The 16,453-nt window shown below is 53.3% G+C and carries 15 protein-coding genes; 2 read left to right on the forward strand and 13 right to left on the reverse strand.

Annotated features, from left to right (window positions below; translation table 11 throughout):
• Positions 1 to 26 precede the first annotated feature (26 nt).
• The 11 genes from HWU94_RS07095 to glf form a co-directional block, all read right to left on the reverse strand.
• A complete protein-coding gene (locus HWU94_RS07095; protein WP_185173101.1) occupies positions 27 to 518 on the reverse strand; it encodes a pilus assembly protein TadG-related protein in 492 nt (163 codons plus the stop codon).
• Complete coding sequence (locus HWU94_RS07100) at positions 515 to 973, reverse strand: hypothetical protein (protein ID WP_185173102.1); 459 nt, start codon at positions 971 to 973, stop codon at positions 515 to 517. Before HWU94_RS07100 ends, HWU94_RS07095 begins: the two co-directional genes overlap by 4 nt.
• Positions 954 to 1,340, reverse strand: a complete 387-nt coding sequence (locus HWU94_RS07105; protein WP_244955920.1) for a TadE/TadG family type IV pilus assembly protein — start codon at positions 1,338 to 1,340, stop codon at positions 954 to 956. Before HWU94_RS07105 ends, HWU94_RS07100 begins: the two co-directional genes overlap by 20 nt.
• A gap of 9 nt (positions 1,341 to 1,349) precedes the next feature.
• Positions 1,350 to 1,559 carry a hypothetical protein gene (locus HWU94_RS07110; RefSeq protein WP_185174877.1) on the reverse strand — a complete coding sequence of 70 codons (210 nt, stop codon included), beginning with the start codon at positions 1,557 to 1,559 and terminating at the stop codon, positions 1,350 to 1,352.
• A 55-nt stretch (positions 1,560 to 1,614) separates the two neighbouring features.
• Positions 1,615 to 2,550 carry a type II secretion system F family protein gene (locus HWU94_RS07115; RefSeq protein WP_185173103.1) on the reverse strand — a complete coding sequence of 312 codons (936 nt, stop codon included), beginning with the start codon at positions 2,548 to 2,550 and terminating at the stop codon, positions 1,615 to 1,617.
• Positions 2,547 to 3,401 (reverse strand): type II secretion system F family protein, encoded by an 855-nt coding sequence (locus HWU94_RS07120; RefSeq protein WP_185173104.1) that lies wholly within the window; start codon positions 3,399 to 3,401, stop codon positions 2,547 to 2,549. The genes HWU94_RS07115 and HWU94_RS07120 overlap by 4 nt, the downstream gene beginning before the upstream one ends.
• Positions 3,398 to 4,633: a CpaF family protein gene (locus HWU94_RS07125; protein WP_185174813.1), complete on the reverse strand. Its 1,236-nt coding sequence runs from the start codon at positions 4,631 to 4,633 to the stop codon at positions 3,398 to 3,400. Before HWU94_RS07125 ends, HWU94_RS07120 begins: the two co-directional genes overlap by 4 nt.
• A gap of 326 nt (positions 4,634 to 4,959) precedes the next feature.
• Positions 4,960 to 5,736: an ABC transporter ATP-binding protein gene (locus HWU94_RS07130; protein WP_185173105.1), complete on the reverse strand. Its 777-nt coding sequence runs from the start codon at positions 5,734 to 5,736 to the stop codon at positions 4,960 to 4,962.
• A gap of 5 nt (positions 5,737 to 5,741) precedes the next feature.
• Positions 5,742 to 6,623 carry an ABC transporter permease gene (locus tag HWU94_RS07135; RefSeq protein ID WP_185173106.1) on the reverse strand — a complete coding sequence of 294 codons (882 nt, stop codon included), beginning with the start codon at positions 6,621 to 6,623 and terminating at the stop codon, positions 5,742 to 5,744.
• Positions 6,620 to 8,623: a glycosyltransferase gene (locus tag HWU94_RS07140; RefSeq protein ID WP_185173107.1), complete on the reverse strand. Its 2,004-nt coding sequence runs from the start codon at positions 8,621 to 8,623 to the stop codon at positions 6,620 to 6,622. The genes HWU94_RS07135 and HWU94_RS07140 overlap by 4 nt, the downstream gene beginning before the upstream one ends.
• A gap of 17 nt (positions 8,624 to 8,640) precedes the next feature.
• Entirely contained in the window at positions 8,641 to 9,828 is a 1,188-nt protein-coding gene (gene glf / locus HWU94_RS07145) for a UDP-galactopyranose mutase (protein ID WP_185173108.1), read from the reverse strand.
• Positions 9,829 to 11,204: 1,376 nt separating this feature from the next.
• On the opposite strand from glf, the gene HWU94_RS07150 reads away from it, so the two are divergent.
• Positions 11,205 to 13,913, forward strand: a complete 2,709-nt coding sequence (locus HWU94_RS07150; protein ID WP_244956069.1) for an FtsK/SpoIIIE domain-containing protein — start codon at positions 11,205 to 11,207, stop codon at positions 13,911 to 13,913.
• Here the strand turns inward: HWU94_RS07150 and HWU94_RS07155 are convergent.
• A complete protein-coding gene (locus HWU94_RS07155) occupies positions 13,879 to 14,340 on the reverse strand; it encodes a hypothetical protein (RefSeq protein WP_185173110.1) in 462 nt (153 codons plus the stop codon). The genes HWU94_RS07150 and HWU94_RS07155 overlap by 35 nt on opposite strands.
• 233 nt (positions 14,341 to 14,573) lie before the next feature.
• On the opposite strand from HWU94_RS07155, the gene HWU94_RS07160 reads away from it, so the two are divergent.
• A complete protein-coding gene (locus HWU94_RS07160; protein ID WP_135013289.1) occupies positions 14,574 to 14,822 on the forward strand; it encodes a WhiB family transcriptional regulator in 249 nt (82 codons plus the stop codon).
• Between the two features lie 82 nt (positions 14,823 to 14,904).
• Here HWU94_RS07160 and HWU94_RS07165 read toward each other — a convergent pair whose 3' ends face one another.
• On the reverse strand, positions 14,905 to 16,446 hold the full coding sequence (locus HWU94_RS07165; protein WP_185173111.1) for a sensor histidine kinase: 1,542 nt from the start codon (positions 16,444 to 16,446) through the stop codon (positions 14,905 to 14,907).
• Between the last annotated feature and the right edge of the window lie 7 nt (positions 16,447 to 16,453).

Genomic DNA, 16,453 nt, shown 5'->3' on the forward strand with positions numbered 1-16,453 from the left:
CGCTGACGGGGCAGAGCGCTTCTGTTCTAGTCTTGGGTGGTGATGACGCGCGCCCGGCCGGTAACGGTGATATCGATGCCGTCTGGTAATACAACAGAGAGAAGTGGTGGGTGGGCCCTAGCTGAGAGAGTGATTACCGCGGTGTTGTTTCCCGACGCCCCGGTTGCGGGGTTTAAGGTGAGGTGGGAAAAGTCGGCACCGGCGCCGCTTTCTTGCAGAAAGGTGTGAGCGGATGCCTGCACCCCGGCGCTGGTGAGAGTCGCCTGGGCCTGGGCCTCCCCTACCGCTGTGATGCCCTCAATGTGCTGAGCGGCAGACGTCGCTGCTTGGTCGGCTAGAGCCTGGAGGCGCTGTCTTTCTAGGTAGACGGAACTTACTCCAACGACGGTGGAAGCAACCAGCAAAAGTACCAGGCACAGCCCCACGATGAGAGGAAGGACGCTTCCCCGCTCAGCTTCGCTCTCGGCGACCTCAGGACAGGGCACCTGCTGAAACTGGACCTGATTATAGTGCGTCATGAGTAGTCTCCTCCCCAACTCACAGCCTGTGAGGTCATAGTGGCAAGAGTCGGTGCCCCTGGCCAGGGCACCAGAGGCAACCCGACCTCGACGGTAACGTCCACCGACATCCGCTCCCCCGCAGCGCAGACATCCTCGCAACTCAACGTGGCGGTAACGGTGTTAGCGTCTAGACCAAAGTCGCCAGCTGTTAGCGCCGCAACTGTTTGAACAGCAGATTGGTTACGTTGCTCCGGTGGCAGAAACTGAAGCACCTGTAAAGCATGAGAGCTGGCATTAGATGCCGCAAAAGCAGCCGATTGCATGGCAAAAACTGACAGCAGAAAATAGACTGTTGGGACCATCAGTAGGGCACCCAGACCAATAAATTCAACCAGGGCACTGCCCTGTTCAGGGTGGTCTGTACGTTGCGCTTCTTCAGCTTTACTATTGGACTTACCGCTGAACCACAGCATGCCCGCTCACCTCCCACTGAGCTGCTACCCCAAAAGGACCGAGCAGGGGAACCGGGGCGGTCACGGTAATCTGCACAGCTTCTACTCCCTGCCATTGGGTGATGGAACTACTAATCGTCGTTGAATACCGGTCAGGAAGAACTGAGTACAGCAAATCACGCGTCCGTTCCTCCCCATCGGCAGGTTCCCGGTCGAGCATGGCTCCGTAACGTGCCCCCTGAGAAGCCGCGTCCTGCAGCACGTTACGAGTAAATAGGGCAAAGGCAACCTGCAAGACGCCAAGAAAAAGCAAAACAACCAGAGCGGATACCATAACGAACTCCGCCGTCGCGTTACCTCTCTCATCCTCAGGGGGCGCTGCTCTCACGAGATTCTCCTAGCGGTTAATCATTGACATTGCGTTATTGAACATATTGACGAGAGCGTCCTGGGCAACCACCAAGATAGCGGCCACGAGTATCGCGGACATCATGGTTATCATCACCCAGCCAGGCACGTCCCCGCGTTCAGGGTCGTCCTGGTTCGCCAGCGGAGCAAAAATACCGAGTAGGGCCTTGAGGTAGGTGTCGGTGATGAGCTTCTTCATGGGATTCTCCTTTGAATAGGGTGGGTGGGTATGGACTGCCCGCAAGCGGGCGGGATTAAAAATTGAGGTTTAGAAGAGAAAGACCTGGGAACATCGCAAAAAGTACGGTAAGGGGAAGAATCAGAAAGACAACGGGGGCCATCATTCCAATTTCTTTCTTTCCGGCCGTCTCCATCAGTTCTCGTTTGGCGTTGTCACGCACATCTTGTGCCTGGGCCCGCAGAACGTCTGCCAGAGGTGTGCCGCGCTCGATAGCTACAACAAGACCGTCTACAAACCGGGATAGGGCTGCCACCGACGTCCGTTGTGAGAAGCTTTGCAACGCAAAGACCAGTGATTCGCCGGAGCGCGTCATCGCAAGGATGGTCTGAAATTCACGAGAAAGCTCGCCCTGCGAGCTACGCACTACTCGTTCAAGCGAACCGATGGCTGATTCGCCCGCGGTAACGGACAGGGCCATAAGCTCTGCCAAGGCAGGAAACTCAGCCAGCATAGCTTTCTCCCGTTGAGCAATCTGCTGGGACAGCCAATAGTCACGAGCAAGGAACCCGGCACAGGCGCCTAATACAATCAGGAGGATTCCGGGCACAAGGTTTACTTTTCCCTGGGCAAGTCCCACAGCTACCAGACAGATACAGGACGCTGTAGCCACGAGACTCCACAAAACCTGTTGTACCCGATACTCAACAACCGTCAGATGCCCACCTAACTGGGTAAGGCGTTTTTCAAGTGATACCGTATCAAAGCTAGCCCTACCCAACCCACGGTAAACTTTTTCGACCCAGGGGGCGAGAAGGGCCGCACTTGCGCCGTACACACCCTCAGGCAGCGTGCTATACGGCGTATCTGGGCGGTTCTTCTTAAGCTCCGCGGCACGAAGCTGGGGCGCTATACGGTCAGCAAAGCTCTCGCGGCGCTGGGTCCAGATACTCGAAAGCACCAGCCAGACTCCTGCCGCTAGGAAAAGGCCGAGGAGAAGGGAAAAGTTCATGCCAGTACCCTCTTCTCTTCTGGTAGGGCCCCAATACGCATCATCAGCCTGTATGCAATAACGGTCAGGGCTAGGCCACTTGCGAGCACCACAAAACCTGCAAAGCTGTTGTAAATTCTGATAGTACTCGGCTGGGTAGCCATAAGGCCCAAGACCACCCAGGGGGCGACACAGGCAAGACGGGCGGCGTTGACCGTCCATGACTGTCTAGCCTCAAGTTCAGATCGCGTTCTGCTGTTTTCACGCAAGAAAGTACTTAACGTTCCTAACAGGCGACCTAAATCAGTTCCGCCTACCTCGCGAGTGACTTTGAGAGCTTCAATGATGTTGTCAGCGGTGGGGTCGCTCAAACGGTCCTTGAGACGGTTGAGGGCTGGAAGGAACTCACCGCTAGCACGGTAATCTGAAGCAAAGCTGGAAAAAGCCGGACGCAGGGGCTCAGGCCCCCGGTACTGAAGCTGCATGAGGGCGTCCGGAAGCGATAACCCTGCACGGATTGCTGACCGCAGGTGGTCCACCGCATCGGGCCATAAATCCCGCAGCTGAGCCTGCCGCTGAGTAGCCCGGTGTTTGACCACCAGGCGGGGGCCAAAGAACCCAACACCCGCAGCGAGTACAGCCAGAGGAACCAGTGAAGTCAGCGCAAAGGTCAGTACCATGGCGACAAAAGCAGCTACAGCGGAAACCATATAAAACATAGATACCGTGAACTTTTCTAGGTCTGCCTGGCGCAGCAACTGTTGTATCGCCGGAACTTTTCGTTCTTTTTTCTCCCTGGCGGGGAGCTCCCAAAAGGACATATAGATTAAGAGGGCACCAATACCGAACATCAGCCCGAATAAAGCACTCATGCCAGCGCCCCATCACAATTGAGAAGGGTCTCAGGGGCGAAGCCAGCGCGAATGAATTTCTCGGGTGATGGCACTTCTGAGGCCACACATACTAGTTGGTCTCCCTCTCGCCTAAATAGGGTACTGGTTTCAATCACCCCGTTTTCGACTCGGTTGCCGACAGCGAGGATTTCTCGCACCTGCCGTTTACCGCGCAGATTACGATCGCAGTGAACTACCAGGTCAAAGCAAGAAGCTACCGTGGGAACAACAAACGAACTTGAAATGTTATCGCCCGCCAAGAGGGGAAGGGTACACATCTTAGTAACTGCATCGCGGGCAGAGTTAGCGTGGATAGTGCAGAGCCCTGGGAGCCCGGAATTGAGCGCAATGAGCATATCGAGGGATTCAGCCTCACGCACCTCACCGATGATTAAACGGTCCGGGCGCATTCGTAAGGCTTCTTTCACCAAACGTCGAAGGGGAATCTCGCCGTGGCCCTCTAAGTTTGGCTGACGACACTGCAAATTCACTACATCACGAAGCGGAATTTTCAACTCAAAGATCTCCTCGCAGGTGATAACGCGTTCTCTCATCCCGATCGATGCCGATAGGCAGTTCAACATAGTTGTTTTGCCTGCCTGAGTAGCTCCGGAAATCAGGCAGTTGAGCCCGCTGGCCACTGCCGCATCTAAAAACTTTGCAGCATCCGCACTCAGGGAACCTAGCTTCACCAGGTCACTGAGCCTAGTAGCTCTAGCGATAAACTTGCGGATATTGATAGCCCAGTGACGGCGGGTAACATCCGGTATAGCGACGTGAAGCCTAGAACCATCAGGCAAGGAACTATCGACAAAAGGCGTACTCAAATCAAGGCGCCGCCCCGAAGTCTTGAGCATACGCTCTACCAGAGCACGAATTTGTTCTTCGCTGAGGGTCAGCCCGGTTAGTTCAGATTCCCCAGCGCGAGCCACAAATATCTCATCCGGCGCATTGATCCAGATTTCTTCAACAGAGCTATCATCTAGATACTGCTGAATCTCACCGAAACCGCACACCTTATCGAATAGAGAGCTGATTAGGGCATCAGCATTCTCAAGCCGTGGAACTGCTCCACGCAGCATCTGACGTTCATAGTCCGCGATTGCCTGCTGAATCAGTTCTTTAGCTTCCCCCTGCTGTACGAGCGGGTCAATACTGCTTCGACGAATCAAATCACGAACGTCCGCCTCAATTAAAGCCTCCGCTTGCATCTCAGGCATCTGTCCCCCCTTACGCTCCGTTGCGACTGGTCGTTGAATTACCAAACAAGATACAGATGATTAGGCAAAACAATCAACCATACTCAACGCATCCTGTGGATAACCCACGCACAATCACCGCCGCTGCCCCCAGCTCTTTCATGCAATTCCCTCTCTGATAAGGGAGAATATTTAGAGGCCCTCATTTCATCCACAGACTTTCAACCCACCCCCTCAAAACCGTAATGTTTTGACACACAACTAGTTACTGACTAGTAACAACACACAAAAATACCCACAAGCTATCTAGCTTGTGGGTATTTTTGGGGAAGGCTCCCCTAGTGGGATTTTGCCCTCATGAATTCAATCGCTTCGTCGATAGGACCATCGAACTGCTTAGAGCCATGGTCCAGGACCACTCCGCGTTCACAGATCTTTGCCACCAAATTAAGGTCATGGCTCACCACAACCAGGGTTTTCCCTTCAGCGCTCAGATCTCGAATCTTAGCGATGCATTTCTTCTGGAAGGGTTCATCGCCCACAGCCAGAATCTCATCCACTAAGAAAATCTCCGGATCAGTATGAACAGCTACAGCAAAAGCCAGTCGCAGGTACATACCCGACGAGTAGAACTTAACCTCGGTATCGATAAAGTTGCCGATTTCGGAGAATTCAACAATTTCATCAAATTTTGCTTCAATCTGTTCCCTGCTCATACCAAGGATGGCAGCGTTCAGGTATACGTTGTCACGCCCGGTCAAATCGGGGTGGAAACCTGCTCCAACCTCGATAAGCCCAGCGATGCGTCCGCCGGTCAACACCCTGCCCTCATCCGGGTGCATCACACCCGAAATCAGCTTGAGCAGGGTGGACTTGCCTGAGCCGTTATACCCCAGCAGGGCAACGCGCTCGCCTTCGCGGATATCTAAAGAAACTCCGTTAAGGGCGTTGAACTTCTCGTTCAAATCTCCCTTACGGCCCTTCATCAGCCAGACAAAGGCCTCTTTCATCGAGCGAGTATGCCTCAGCACGAATCGCTTGACCAGTGACTCAACCTTGATGACCACAGGAGCATTATCTGCTACGGGCGGTAAATCAAACTTTTTGATATCCACACTTATCAGAGCTCCTGGGCAAAGTTGCCCTCAAGCTTACGGAAAAGTAAGTCGCCGAGGAACAGGGTCACGAGAGAAACGCCCAGCGCAACAGGTACCCACAGGGTAAGAAGATGCGGAGGAATCTGCGAGGTAGGTAGAGCCAAAGCCTCTTCAGGCAGGGTAGGAATCCAGAATGCGTAATGGAAGAGCTCAACAGCAACTGTAAGCGGGTTCATCAGATAAACAGTGATAACCCACGAGTACAGGGTATCGCGCACCATAGTCCATGAATACAGCACAGGAGAAAACCATGTGGCAACCATCAAGAGCATATCCACAATGTTTTCCGAGTCTCGGAAGAACACATTGGCTACGCCGAAAATGAGTCCAAGCCCTGCAGAAAAAATCATAATGATTACCATGGCCACGAGTGCAGCACCCAGCTGCTTCAAATCCGGGCTCCACCCTGCAAAGAAACAAGCCACTAAAAGCACCGCGATCTGGGGCACAAAGTGAATTAAAGCTACCCAAATTGTAGAGACTGAAAAAAGTTCTCTCGGAAGATAAATCTTCTTAATAAGAGCCCCATTGACGACCATTGCCTTGGCACCGTTACTAAACCCTTCAGAGAAGAAATTAATAACAATCATTCCCGAGAACAGATAGATAGCGTAGTTCTGCATACCTCGTTCAAGGCCCAGGAACAGACCCATCGCAATATAGAAGACGCCAAACTGCACACCAGGCTTGATATAGGACCACAGGATACCTAGCACAGATCCGCGGTAGCGGACCTGAATTTCCTTGTCGACAAGCAGCTTTAGAAGGTAACGATTTTGAAAGACATCACGGAGCCCTCTGCCATGCCCCGGAGGGGAGAGAGGATGAGTTACTTGTTTATTCATCGGGTCAGCTCAGACTCCGTATGCTTCTGGAAGGTTTTAGCCCAGGCATCATAGGATGCTACTTCTGCAGCAGCAGAGCGGTACTGGTTTCGCAAATCAGCCCAGTTTTTAAACAGCTGTGCATGCAGTTTCGAAGCACGAGCCAAATTTTCGCGCAGCTTCTTGGGGTCACGCTGATACCAGAAAACACCGGTACCTTCTGCGTTAGTAACAAGAAGCGAATCGAACTTAGAAACAGTCCACCAACGGTTCTCTGAGTAGTTCAGCTGAATCTGAGGATGTGTTTTCGCTAGATCATCCACCGGCTTAAAGAGCTGACGGCCCACCGTAGAAATAGTCCACGGAATCAGCTTCTGGTAGCCAGGCGAGCTGAAGTTACGACGCCCCTTAAAGGGAGGTTTACTTGTCTTAGGCTGGGGGTAGTCATCGAGGTTCGATTTCAGCTGGGCGTCCTGGAATTCCTTCACCTTACCGCGAATTACGGGCAAACGTTCGCTGAGCGAAGGGTGCAGGTGATCGGGACCAGAGAGAAGGTCCTCGATAGCCATGAGACGACCTTCTTCGGTGTAGTACTGCATAGAAAGAGCGTGCTTAACATCTAGGAAGAGAGACTCACGTAGAACTGATCCGCCCTTTTCAAAGGGAGAATGAATCAAAGCTGTAATGAGTCGGTTACGCTCATGGAAGTAAGCCTGCCAGCCGACGGAATCGTCCTTATCCTGCCACGACACGTGCCACAAAGCTGCTCCAGGGAACGACACCGTAGCAACTCCTGCTTCCTTAGCACGAAGACCGTACTCAGCGTCATCCCACTTCAAGAACAGGGGAAGGGATAGCCCAATCTTATTGATAACTTCAGTCGGGATAAGGCACATCCACCAGCCGTTATAGTCGACATCTACTCGACGGTGCATCCAGTGGGTGCTACGCAGGTTATTTCGACCGAGGTCATGACCAAGCGACATGTCTTCGTGCGGTTTATCGTAAAAGGTACGCCAGGGGTTTACAACTTCGCCAAAGGCGTGCAGAACCGAACGATCGTACATATCGAACATATGACCGCCCACAATAGTGGGGTTCTTACAGTAATCCGCAAAAGTGATGAGACGCAAAATTGACTCGGGCTCAACGACTACGTCGTCATCTAGCAGCATGACATAATCTGAACCATTGTTTACTGACTCAAACATGCCGCGAGCGAAGCCACCAGAACCACCCAGATTTGCCTGGTTAATGATACGGAACTTACCCGCGAGAGGAGCAACAACCTCTTCAAAGTCCGGATGATCCTGGACCTTCTCGGTACCCTGGTCAACGATCAGAATCTCTTTTACGGTCTCAAGGGCATCAAGGTTATTACCCAGAGAACGAATGTTGTCGATGCAGTACTGCACCTTATTCATAGTTGTAATCTGTACGGTGGCTTTACCGCCTGCCTCCCCCAGACGCGGCTGAATATCACCGAGCCAGTCAGCTTCTACCAGGGTAAGGTCACTCTTGGTTGCCGTAAGGTCAAACCAGTACCAACCGCCATCACCAAAAGGAGCAAGCGTCAAATCGAAGGTTACGGTTTCTGCACCTTCAAGCACTTTGGCATCAACACGTTGAATTACACCGCGGGCATTCGATTTATACACCACAACCATGCCTGCGCCCTCGGTGGTGATTCTAAGGGTTACTGACTTCAGCTCGGTCCACCGTCTCCAGTAGGAGGCAGGGAAAGCGTTGAAGTAGGTTCCAAATGAAACAGTTTTACCCGCGTCTAGATGAGTTGACCGGCGCCCAAGCAGGTCGGTGCTCACCGTTGCAGGCCCCATTGAATTTTCATTCTTCAGCTCTTGTTGTGCAGCTGCCTTCTCAATAGTTTTAGCTGCGTCTCCGTCTAAACGGGTAGGGAGCTGCACGCCAGTAGCACTACCGCTGTCAATGTACAAAGGTATAACATCGGTTTGAACTGCTTCGGGGAGGATGACCCGCTGAAGGGTTTTCATTTCAGACATATTTTTTACGCTCATCTTTATGCCTCGATTCCGCCAGACACCAGCTTTTCACCCTTTTCGAAGTGGGAGCGGAGCTTGTTATCGAACATTGAGAGTGCAGCACCGATAGCCATGTGCATGTCAAGGTACTTGTAGGTGCCCAGGCGTCCGCCGAAGAGCACGTTCTGCTCTCCACCAGCGAGTTCGCGGTATTTGAGGAGCATCTCGCGGTCAGCACCGGTGTTGATGGGGTAGTAGGGTTCGTCACCCTTTTCCGCGAAGCGTGAGTATTCGCGGTGAATGACGGTAGCGTCCTTGGTGTAGTCACGCTCGGGGTGGAAGTGGCGGAACTCGTGGATGCGGGTGAAGGGGTGGGTTGCGTCGGGGTAGTTCATGACGGAGCAACCCTGGAAGTCTTCGATATCAAGGACTTCTTCTTCGAGGTCGATGGTACGCCAGGAGAGGTCACCTTCGGCGTAGTCGAAGTAGCGGTCTACGGGGCCGGTGTAGACAACGGGGACCTGGCCGAGAACCTTGGAACGTGAATACTCGTGGCCTTCTTCGAAGAAGTCGGTGTTGAGGTGAACTTCGATGTTGGGGTGGGCTGCCATGCGCTCAAGCCAGGCGGTGTAGCCGTCGACGGGCAGGCCTTCGTACTTGTCGTTGAAGTAGCGGTTGTCGTAGTTGTAGCGCACGGGCAGGCGGGAAATGATGGACGCGGGTAGGTCGGCGGGATCGGTCTGCCACTGCTTGGCGGTGTAGTGCTTGATGAAGGCTTCGTAGAGCGGACGCCCGATGAGGGAGATACCCTTGTCGTTCAGGTTCTTGGGGTCGGTTCCTGCGAGTTCACCGGCCTGTTCCTGAATCAGGGCCTTGGCTTCTGCCGGTGAGTAGGCGGCGTTGAAGAACTGGTTGATAGTGCCCAGGTTGATGGGCATGGGGTACACGATACCGTTGTGGTTGGTGTAAACGCGGTGGGTGTAGTTGGTAAAGCCGGTGAAACGGTTGACGTATTCCCAGACGCGTTCGTTAGAGGTGTGGAAGAGGTGGGCACCGTAGCGGTGAACTTCGATTCCTGTCTTCTCTTCGTTTTCACTGTATGCGTTACCGCCGATGTGATGGCGGCGGTCGAGCAGGGCTACCTTGAGGCCAAGCTGGGTAGCAGCTTGCTCTGCAATGGTGAGGCCAAAGAGGCCAGAGCCTACGACTACGAGATCAGCGTTCACTTAACTTACTCCTTGTTAGGGGTTGCACAGCTATCGTGGGGAGTCTGGCAACCGTGCTCTGCTACTACAGCGTAGAAGCTTAACTTCGGTGTGTCCCTTACTCGAAGGGTAAACACAGTTAATAACAAAAGTACCGGATATAGTCGATCACCACCCGCTAACAGGCTGGAAAGATCGTGTGATTATTCCCCGGTCTCGATATCAATAGCGAAATCAAGAAGAGAAACTTGATTTTTCCACAATGAGACCCAAAACAACTTCCAAAGTTTGTTTTTTCGTTTTGTGCCCTTGCATTGGCAGGTTTCCAGGTCTTTGCTGGCCTTATGAAGCTTTTAACATACGTCCAGCAGCCACCGGCGGGGCCTTATCGAACAGTGGAGTTTGAGTATTCGCCTGGCACGACAGGAGTAGACGTCCACAAAGAACTCTGCAGTACGTGGGGTAATGCTAATTTCAGTTGGGGTATTCAGGGCCAAGACATCAGGGAGCTTATTCCCGGCGATAGTCCTTGGGTTAGTGGCGCTCAGCTCACACTTCTATCTTCTTTACCCGGTCTGACAAATCCTTCTTTACCTGATGAGAAGGCCCTGTTTACCTTACGTGTGGTGCATGGCCCGGATTCTCATTCTCATTTCCCACTATCGCGAGGTAGCTGGGAACTTGGTAGGCAGGCTCCCCTGCTCACAATCGATGACCCTGCTCTTGCACCTGTTGAGGGCTTCTTAGAGGTGACAGGTAGCGGTGTTTCTTTCGTAGGTGAGGGGTATCGCAACAAGCTTGAAATAGGTGAAAAATTTATAGTGGGTGGGAGCATCCTTGTCGTTGATCGGCCGGGGTACAGTTCTTCTCCCTACTGTGACCCTGTTGTTCAAGAGGTTGAAGTTCCTGCACCTAAATCTAAGCTGCTGCTGGCAGCGACAGTGGCTCTTCCTCTCCTTTTGGGCTGTGTGATTGCCTGGTTCACCCAGCTATGGCTTGTTCTTCTCATGGCGTGTGGATCTTCGCTCTTAATGAGCCTTCACGCTTTTTCTCAGGGGCGCGAAAGATCCTCTGTGCGCCGTCAGATAACGCAGCTTGCTCGGGAGGAAGAGGAAGCTATAGCCCGTTACCGCGGAGCTAACCAAGTACATGCTGAGACAGGTCTTGTGATAGGACGAGGCACCCGGCCAGTACGAATTAGGGGCAAGCAACGTGAGCTAGGTAGCCTCCCTGAAGTCCAGGGAGCCCCTTATGTCATAAGCACAGAAGAACTTACGCAGATACTGCCGGGGCTTCCTCTCCCGACCCAACGTTTGGCCCTCTGCCAGCTCTTAGCTCAGAATCAGCCGGTCTACCTTCTTGTTCATGAGCAGGAGGCTACTTGGTTTTTGCGTCTCATGGACCCGCTTCTTGCATCAGCAAACGTGTGCACGGTGTCTCTTGCAGAGCTCAGTAGTTTAGAAACAGGTTTTTTGGTGTGCTCCTATCTGCCACCGTCCTTACCTCCACAGCTTCTCCCCTTTCCCTTAGCCAACAAAGTGCATCATAAAGAGCCTGCAGAGCTCTTTTCTCAGTCAACGAGCTGGCACGACGTCGTTTTAGACGGAATCAGCGAAGAGCGTTACTGTGCTCTCCTGGCGAGTTGGGGAAGAGTCACTACATCCTCTCTTCTCCAGAGAGTTAGCGTTGCAGCAACGAATACTTCTCAGCTACCTGCTTATGCTCTCCCTGAGCTATCGGAGGGTACCCAACCGGGGAACCTATGGGCAGAAGAGATCTTTCTGTATGCGGGGCTAGCCTGTGAAAGTAACGATGACCTAAAACTCGGCCTTGTGCATCATGGCCCGCATTTTCTCTGTGCAGGGACTACAGGTTCAGGTAAATCCCAACTTCTTCGCTCTCTACTGTGGTCTGCGGCTCTTAGCTACCCACCTCAGCGTCTTTCTTTCATCCTTATAGATTTCAAAGGTGGTGCTGGTTTAGGCCCTCTAGCACCTCTGCCCCATTGTGTTTCGCTCATCTCTGACCTTGACGCGTCTCAGCTAATGCGCACCATGAAGTTCTTGCGGGCAGACCTCACCCACCGCAAGCAGGTCTGGAAACAGCTGGGCGTCAGTTCCTATGACGATTACATCGGCCTCTGCAGAAACGCCCGCACAGCTCCTGATTTTCCGGAACTAATTATCTGCATCGATGAGTTTCGCATGCTTGTCGATGATTACCCAGACATCATGAGCGAAATGATGAAGATAGCTACAATTGGCAGGTCGCTGGGGTACCACCTCATCCTAGCTACCCAGCGCCCGCAGGGAGCAATTTCTCCCGATATCAGGGCAAATATCTCAACGGTGCTGTGTCTTAGGGTCAGTTCTGCTCAGGAATCTTATAACGTTCTAGGCTCGGAAGAAGCTTCTCATATCTCCGCCCGTTTCCCAGGGCGGGGTCTCCTGCGAAGTGCCGATAATGAGATGGTTGAGTTTCAAGCTCCGTCAATCACAGGTCTTTACAGGCAAGATCCCCAAGGATATTGTCGAGTACGTTTTATGCTCGACTTATCTGATTCGCAGCAGTCCACTAGCCATCAGCCGCTCAGCGATACAGAACTTGACGCCACCAACACCGCTATCTATCGAGCTTACCGGGAGGCACATCAGCTACCTACGTATCAGCCGGTTCCGGCTGTGCTTGCTTCTCCTGACTACACGGAATTACCAGCGTCCGCTGGTCCTTTTGCCCTCTTACTGGGTCAGTACGAGATAGCAGAGCTAGGGCTTCAGGCCCCCTTAATCTGGTCAGCTGAGGACGGCCCGATTCTAGTGCAGGGAGCCAGCAATGAATGGATGCGTGTGCTTCGAGTGTCTCTTCTGCAAGCTCTTGCTCAAGGGTATGCTGTATTATGCCTGACACCGTCAGAACAGCGTGCACGAGAGATAGAAAACTGGGGTAAAGAATACACGGAGCAATTTGAAGTCTTTACCTACCAGGATTTCAACTATATACAGCACCTTCTAGGTTGCTGTGCAGATGCCTCGGAACCGGGCCAACTTCTCGTCATAGATACACTAGAAACGTTGCTAGACGCGCTCCAGCGGCACCCTATAGCAGAGCCCCACCTACAACAGCTCCTTACCCTCGGTAATCAACCAACGATTCAGGTTTTGTGCACTTCGGTAACAGGCGTGCGAGGTAAGTACCAGCAGTTTTTTGAGCACACCTTCATGACTCGGTCTGCTGTTGAAAATGATCCCTTACGCTCCCATAACAGGGACTACACCCTACCAGGCAGTGGACAGTTTGCGGTGGAGGGAAAAGTTATCTATGACTCTTCAAAAGGAGAGGTGCAGGAAGGCACGCTTGCGTGGGCAGAACTCGGCACTCCGCCAGCGCCTCCAAAAGTCTGTACCCCGGAAGGTATTGATCACCAGGTAAACAGATCCTACCAGCAATCACGTTCCTGGCGCCCACTCCCCTTGCTCTGCCCTGTAGGCGCGCTCCCGCCATCGTTCAAGCCCCATGCCGGCGCACTCGCCTGCGGTGTTCTCAGGGATGGCTCAGTGGCCTTCACCCCACCTTTACGAGGAGGGTTTATCAGTATCAGCGGCCCACGGGGGTCTGGAAAAACAACTCTGCTCAATACATTCGTCCACGCTAACCCAGAGTATTTCTTTATTATTATTTCATCGGGCGCTGGCACCACATCAGAAGATATCAATCAAGCTATCGGCAGGAGCGAAAACCTAAGAATCCGTCCCATTCTGCTCATCGACGACCTCGATAAACTCAGCCACGATATACAGCAGACAATACTGACCCAGAAAGACAAATTTGAATCTGTTGTCGTGGCCTACACCCCCTGGCCGCGGTGGAGCAGCTCACCGATTCTTGCCGCTCTCAACGGTACATCTACCGGTATCGTCCTTACCCCGCACAGCCCCGCAGATCTGTCGTTCTACCCGGGTGTAGGCCTCCCCCTCGACCTTAAAACTCACGGTCAACTCCCGCCAGGGCGGGGAATCATCATTGACCACGCCGACGTCGTGGCTTTTCAGGCCGCCTCCCTAGACAAACCTGTTACCGGGAGGAAGGAGCCAAATATCCAAGAGTAGAGCGAGTAAAAAGTAGCATAATGACCGCTCCACTGATAACTACCGTCGTTAGGCCTACTAGGTAATCTCCTCCCAGGGCAGTTTGAACACCGATGATCACAGCAAAGAGCTGCCAGACAAGCACAAGCGGCTGCCCAAACCGCTGGGCCTTCCACACTGCAACAGCGCCGACAGCAAGAGCCAGAGCAATGATGAAGTAGAAGGATGCGATAACTGATGCTCCCCCGATATCAGCCGAAGAGAAAGTCCCCACGAGAGCAGTGACTACCAGATACAGGGCCTGAAGGAGGCTTAGCCCAACCAAAATTTTCACAGGAACAGGAACAGGAACAGGAACAGGAACAGGAACGGCTGAAATGCGGGAAGAAGCCACGTCTATCTCATTTCTCTTTGCGCTAAGAAAGGGTCTCCTATCTAGAATAGGCACCCGGGAGTGTCACCTCTCACCCCGGCACCCCTTTACACTCCCACCTGTGACATTTACCTCAGGCCTGCGCATAGATTTTCGCTCACACCCCCCTTGTATGACGCTCCATATCGTGGGAAAGTTATTGAGGTTCAAGTTTGGCTCCTTCGAGGAAAGGGGCCAGATTTTTTTGTTAGTTGCTGAGCCGTTTTGCCTCAGCTTTAATCCGGTAAACCCTATAGGAGAGCATGCTAATGGATTGGCGTAGCCGTGCTGCTTGTCTTGAGAAAGACCCTGAACTCTTTTTCCCCGTAGGAAACACCGGGCCCGCCCTTCTTCAGATTGAAGAAGCTAAGAATGTCTGCCGCAGCTGCACTGTGATGGATACCTGCCTGCAGTGGGCTATCGAAACAGGCCAGGATTCTGGCGTGTGGGGCGGTATGAGTGAAGATGAACGTCGCGCTATGAAGCGACGTGCCGCTCGAGCCCGCAGGGCTTCGTAGCAGCAATCTCACGTAAGTGTTCTTGATGAGGGGCGGACCTGTTTATCGGTTCGCCTCTCATCTTTATGTGATGCTCCTTGAGCTACAGAATGGCGGCTTCAATCGTCACCAAAGTTCCACCTTCTGGGGCAAGACTCCAGTGGATAGTGCCGTTGAGCTCACTAGCAACCAGGGTCTTAACGATTTGAGTCCCTAGCCCGGTTCCGGTGCCAGCTCCCTCTAGTTCTCTGATTTTTTCTGCGCTGATTCCCGTGCCGCTATCATGGACCGTCACGATAATGCTGTGCTCTTGCCCCTCTGAGTAGCAATGTTGGCAACCGAGAGTAACAGTGCCTGTTTCCCCCGCTAGACCGTGCTCTACTGCGTTAGCCACAACCTCATTGATTACGAGGGCAAGAGGGGTGGCTATCTGACTGGGCAGCTTTCCGAAAGATCCTTTGATTCGGGTAGCAACGTGCTGCCCGGGTGACGCAAGCTCAGCAGCAAGCCTAAACTGTCGGCTAATCAGATCATCGAAGTCTACGTCCTGAGTTAGCCCCTGAGAGAGAGCATCATGTACTAGTGCGATGGTGGAGACGCGGCGCATCGCCTGCTCCAGCCCTTCCTTTGCCTCTGGTGTGGTCATACGTCTGGATTGCAGGCGGAGCAGGGCTGAAACAGTTTGAAGGTTGTTTTTGACCCGATGATGGATTTCGCGGATAGTAGCGTCTTTCGACATCATCTCCTGCTCTCGCCGACGCAGCTCGGTGACGTCGCGGCAGAGTAGCAGGGCGCCGTAGCGTTCCTCTCCCAGCCTAGAGAAGTGTCGTAGCGGAATCGCCCGGAAGGTAACGTTCTTGCGGTTAGCTTTAATTTCTGCACGCCAGGGCATCCGACCGGTGAGAACCAGGGGTAGGGTTTCGTCCGCCTTCTCGCTCGCTGGTAGCAGAGCCCGGGTGATATCGAGTAGGCTCGCGCCGAGCATGTCTCCCGAATAGTTGAGACGTTTGTAGATAGACAGAGCATTGGGCGAGGCGTAAGTGACCCGCCCGTCTGTATCGAGCATGACCAGGCCGTCGCTCACCCGGGGGTTACCGTGGGCTGTTCCTACCGGAGCAGAAAACTCGGGCCAGGCGCCGCGTGACACCATCTGCAGAAGGTGGTGGGAAACATCGCGGTAGACCCGTTCCGCTTTTTGGCGCTTGCGGGTTCCCAGGCTCTCTCGGTGTACCGACAGCAGGGCTACGGGGCGGTCATTGCGTATCAGCGGAATAAATTCTGTATCAAGGACGATATCGGTGAGGTTGTGCTCGTCGTTGAGGGTCTTGGGGGTTTGGCTGTTCCAGCTTGCAACCGCCCGCTCGCAGAGGGCCGGGTTGAGTTCTTTACCCACCCAGTCAGTGTGAAAAACGGTGTGGGTAGTTGAGGGGCGAATTTGAGCAAGGTTGATAAATCCAGCGGACGCCGGCAGCGGCTGGGACAGGGAAAAGTAGCCCTCGATGGTGTCGGGGTGGGGAGCCCAGAGCATAAGGTCGCAATAACCGGTGTCTGCAATAATTTGCCACTCATTGGTGAGCAGATGGAGCCACTCAATATCGCCCGGTCCGTAGGCACCTGTGCGCATGAGGATTTCGGTGAGGGACATGGTGCCT

Source organism: Rothia nasimurium, from assembly GCF_014217215.1.
Lineage (GTDB): Bacteria > Actinomycetota > Actinomycetes > Actinomycetales > Micrococcaceae > Rothia > Rothia avistercoris.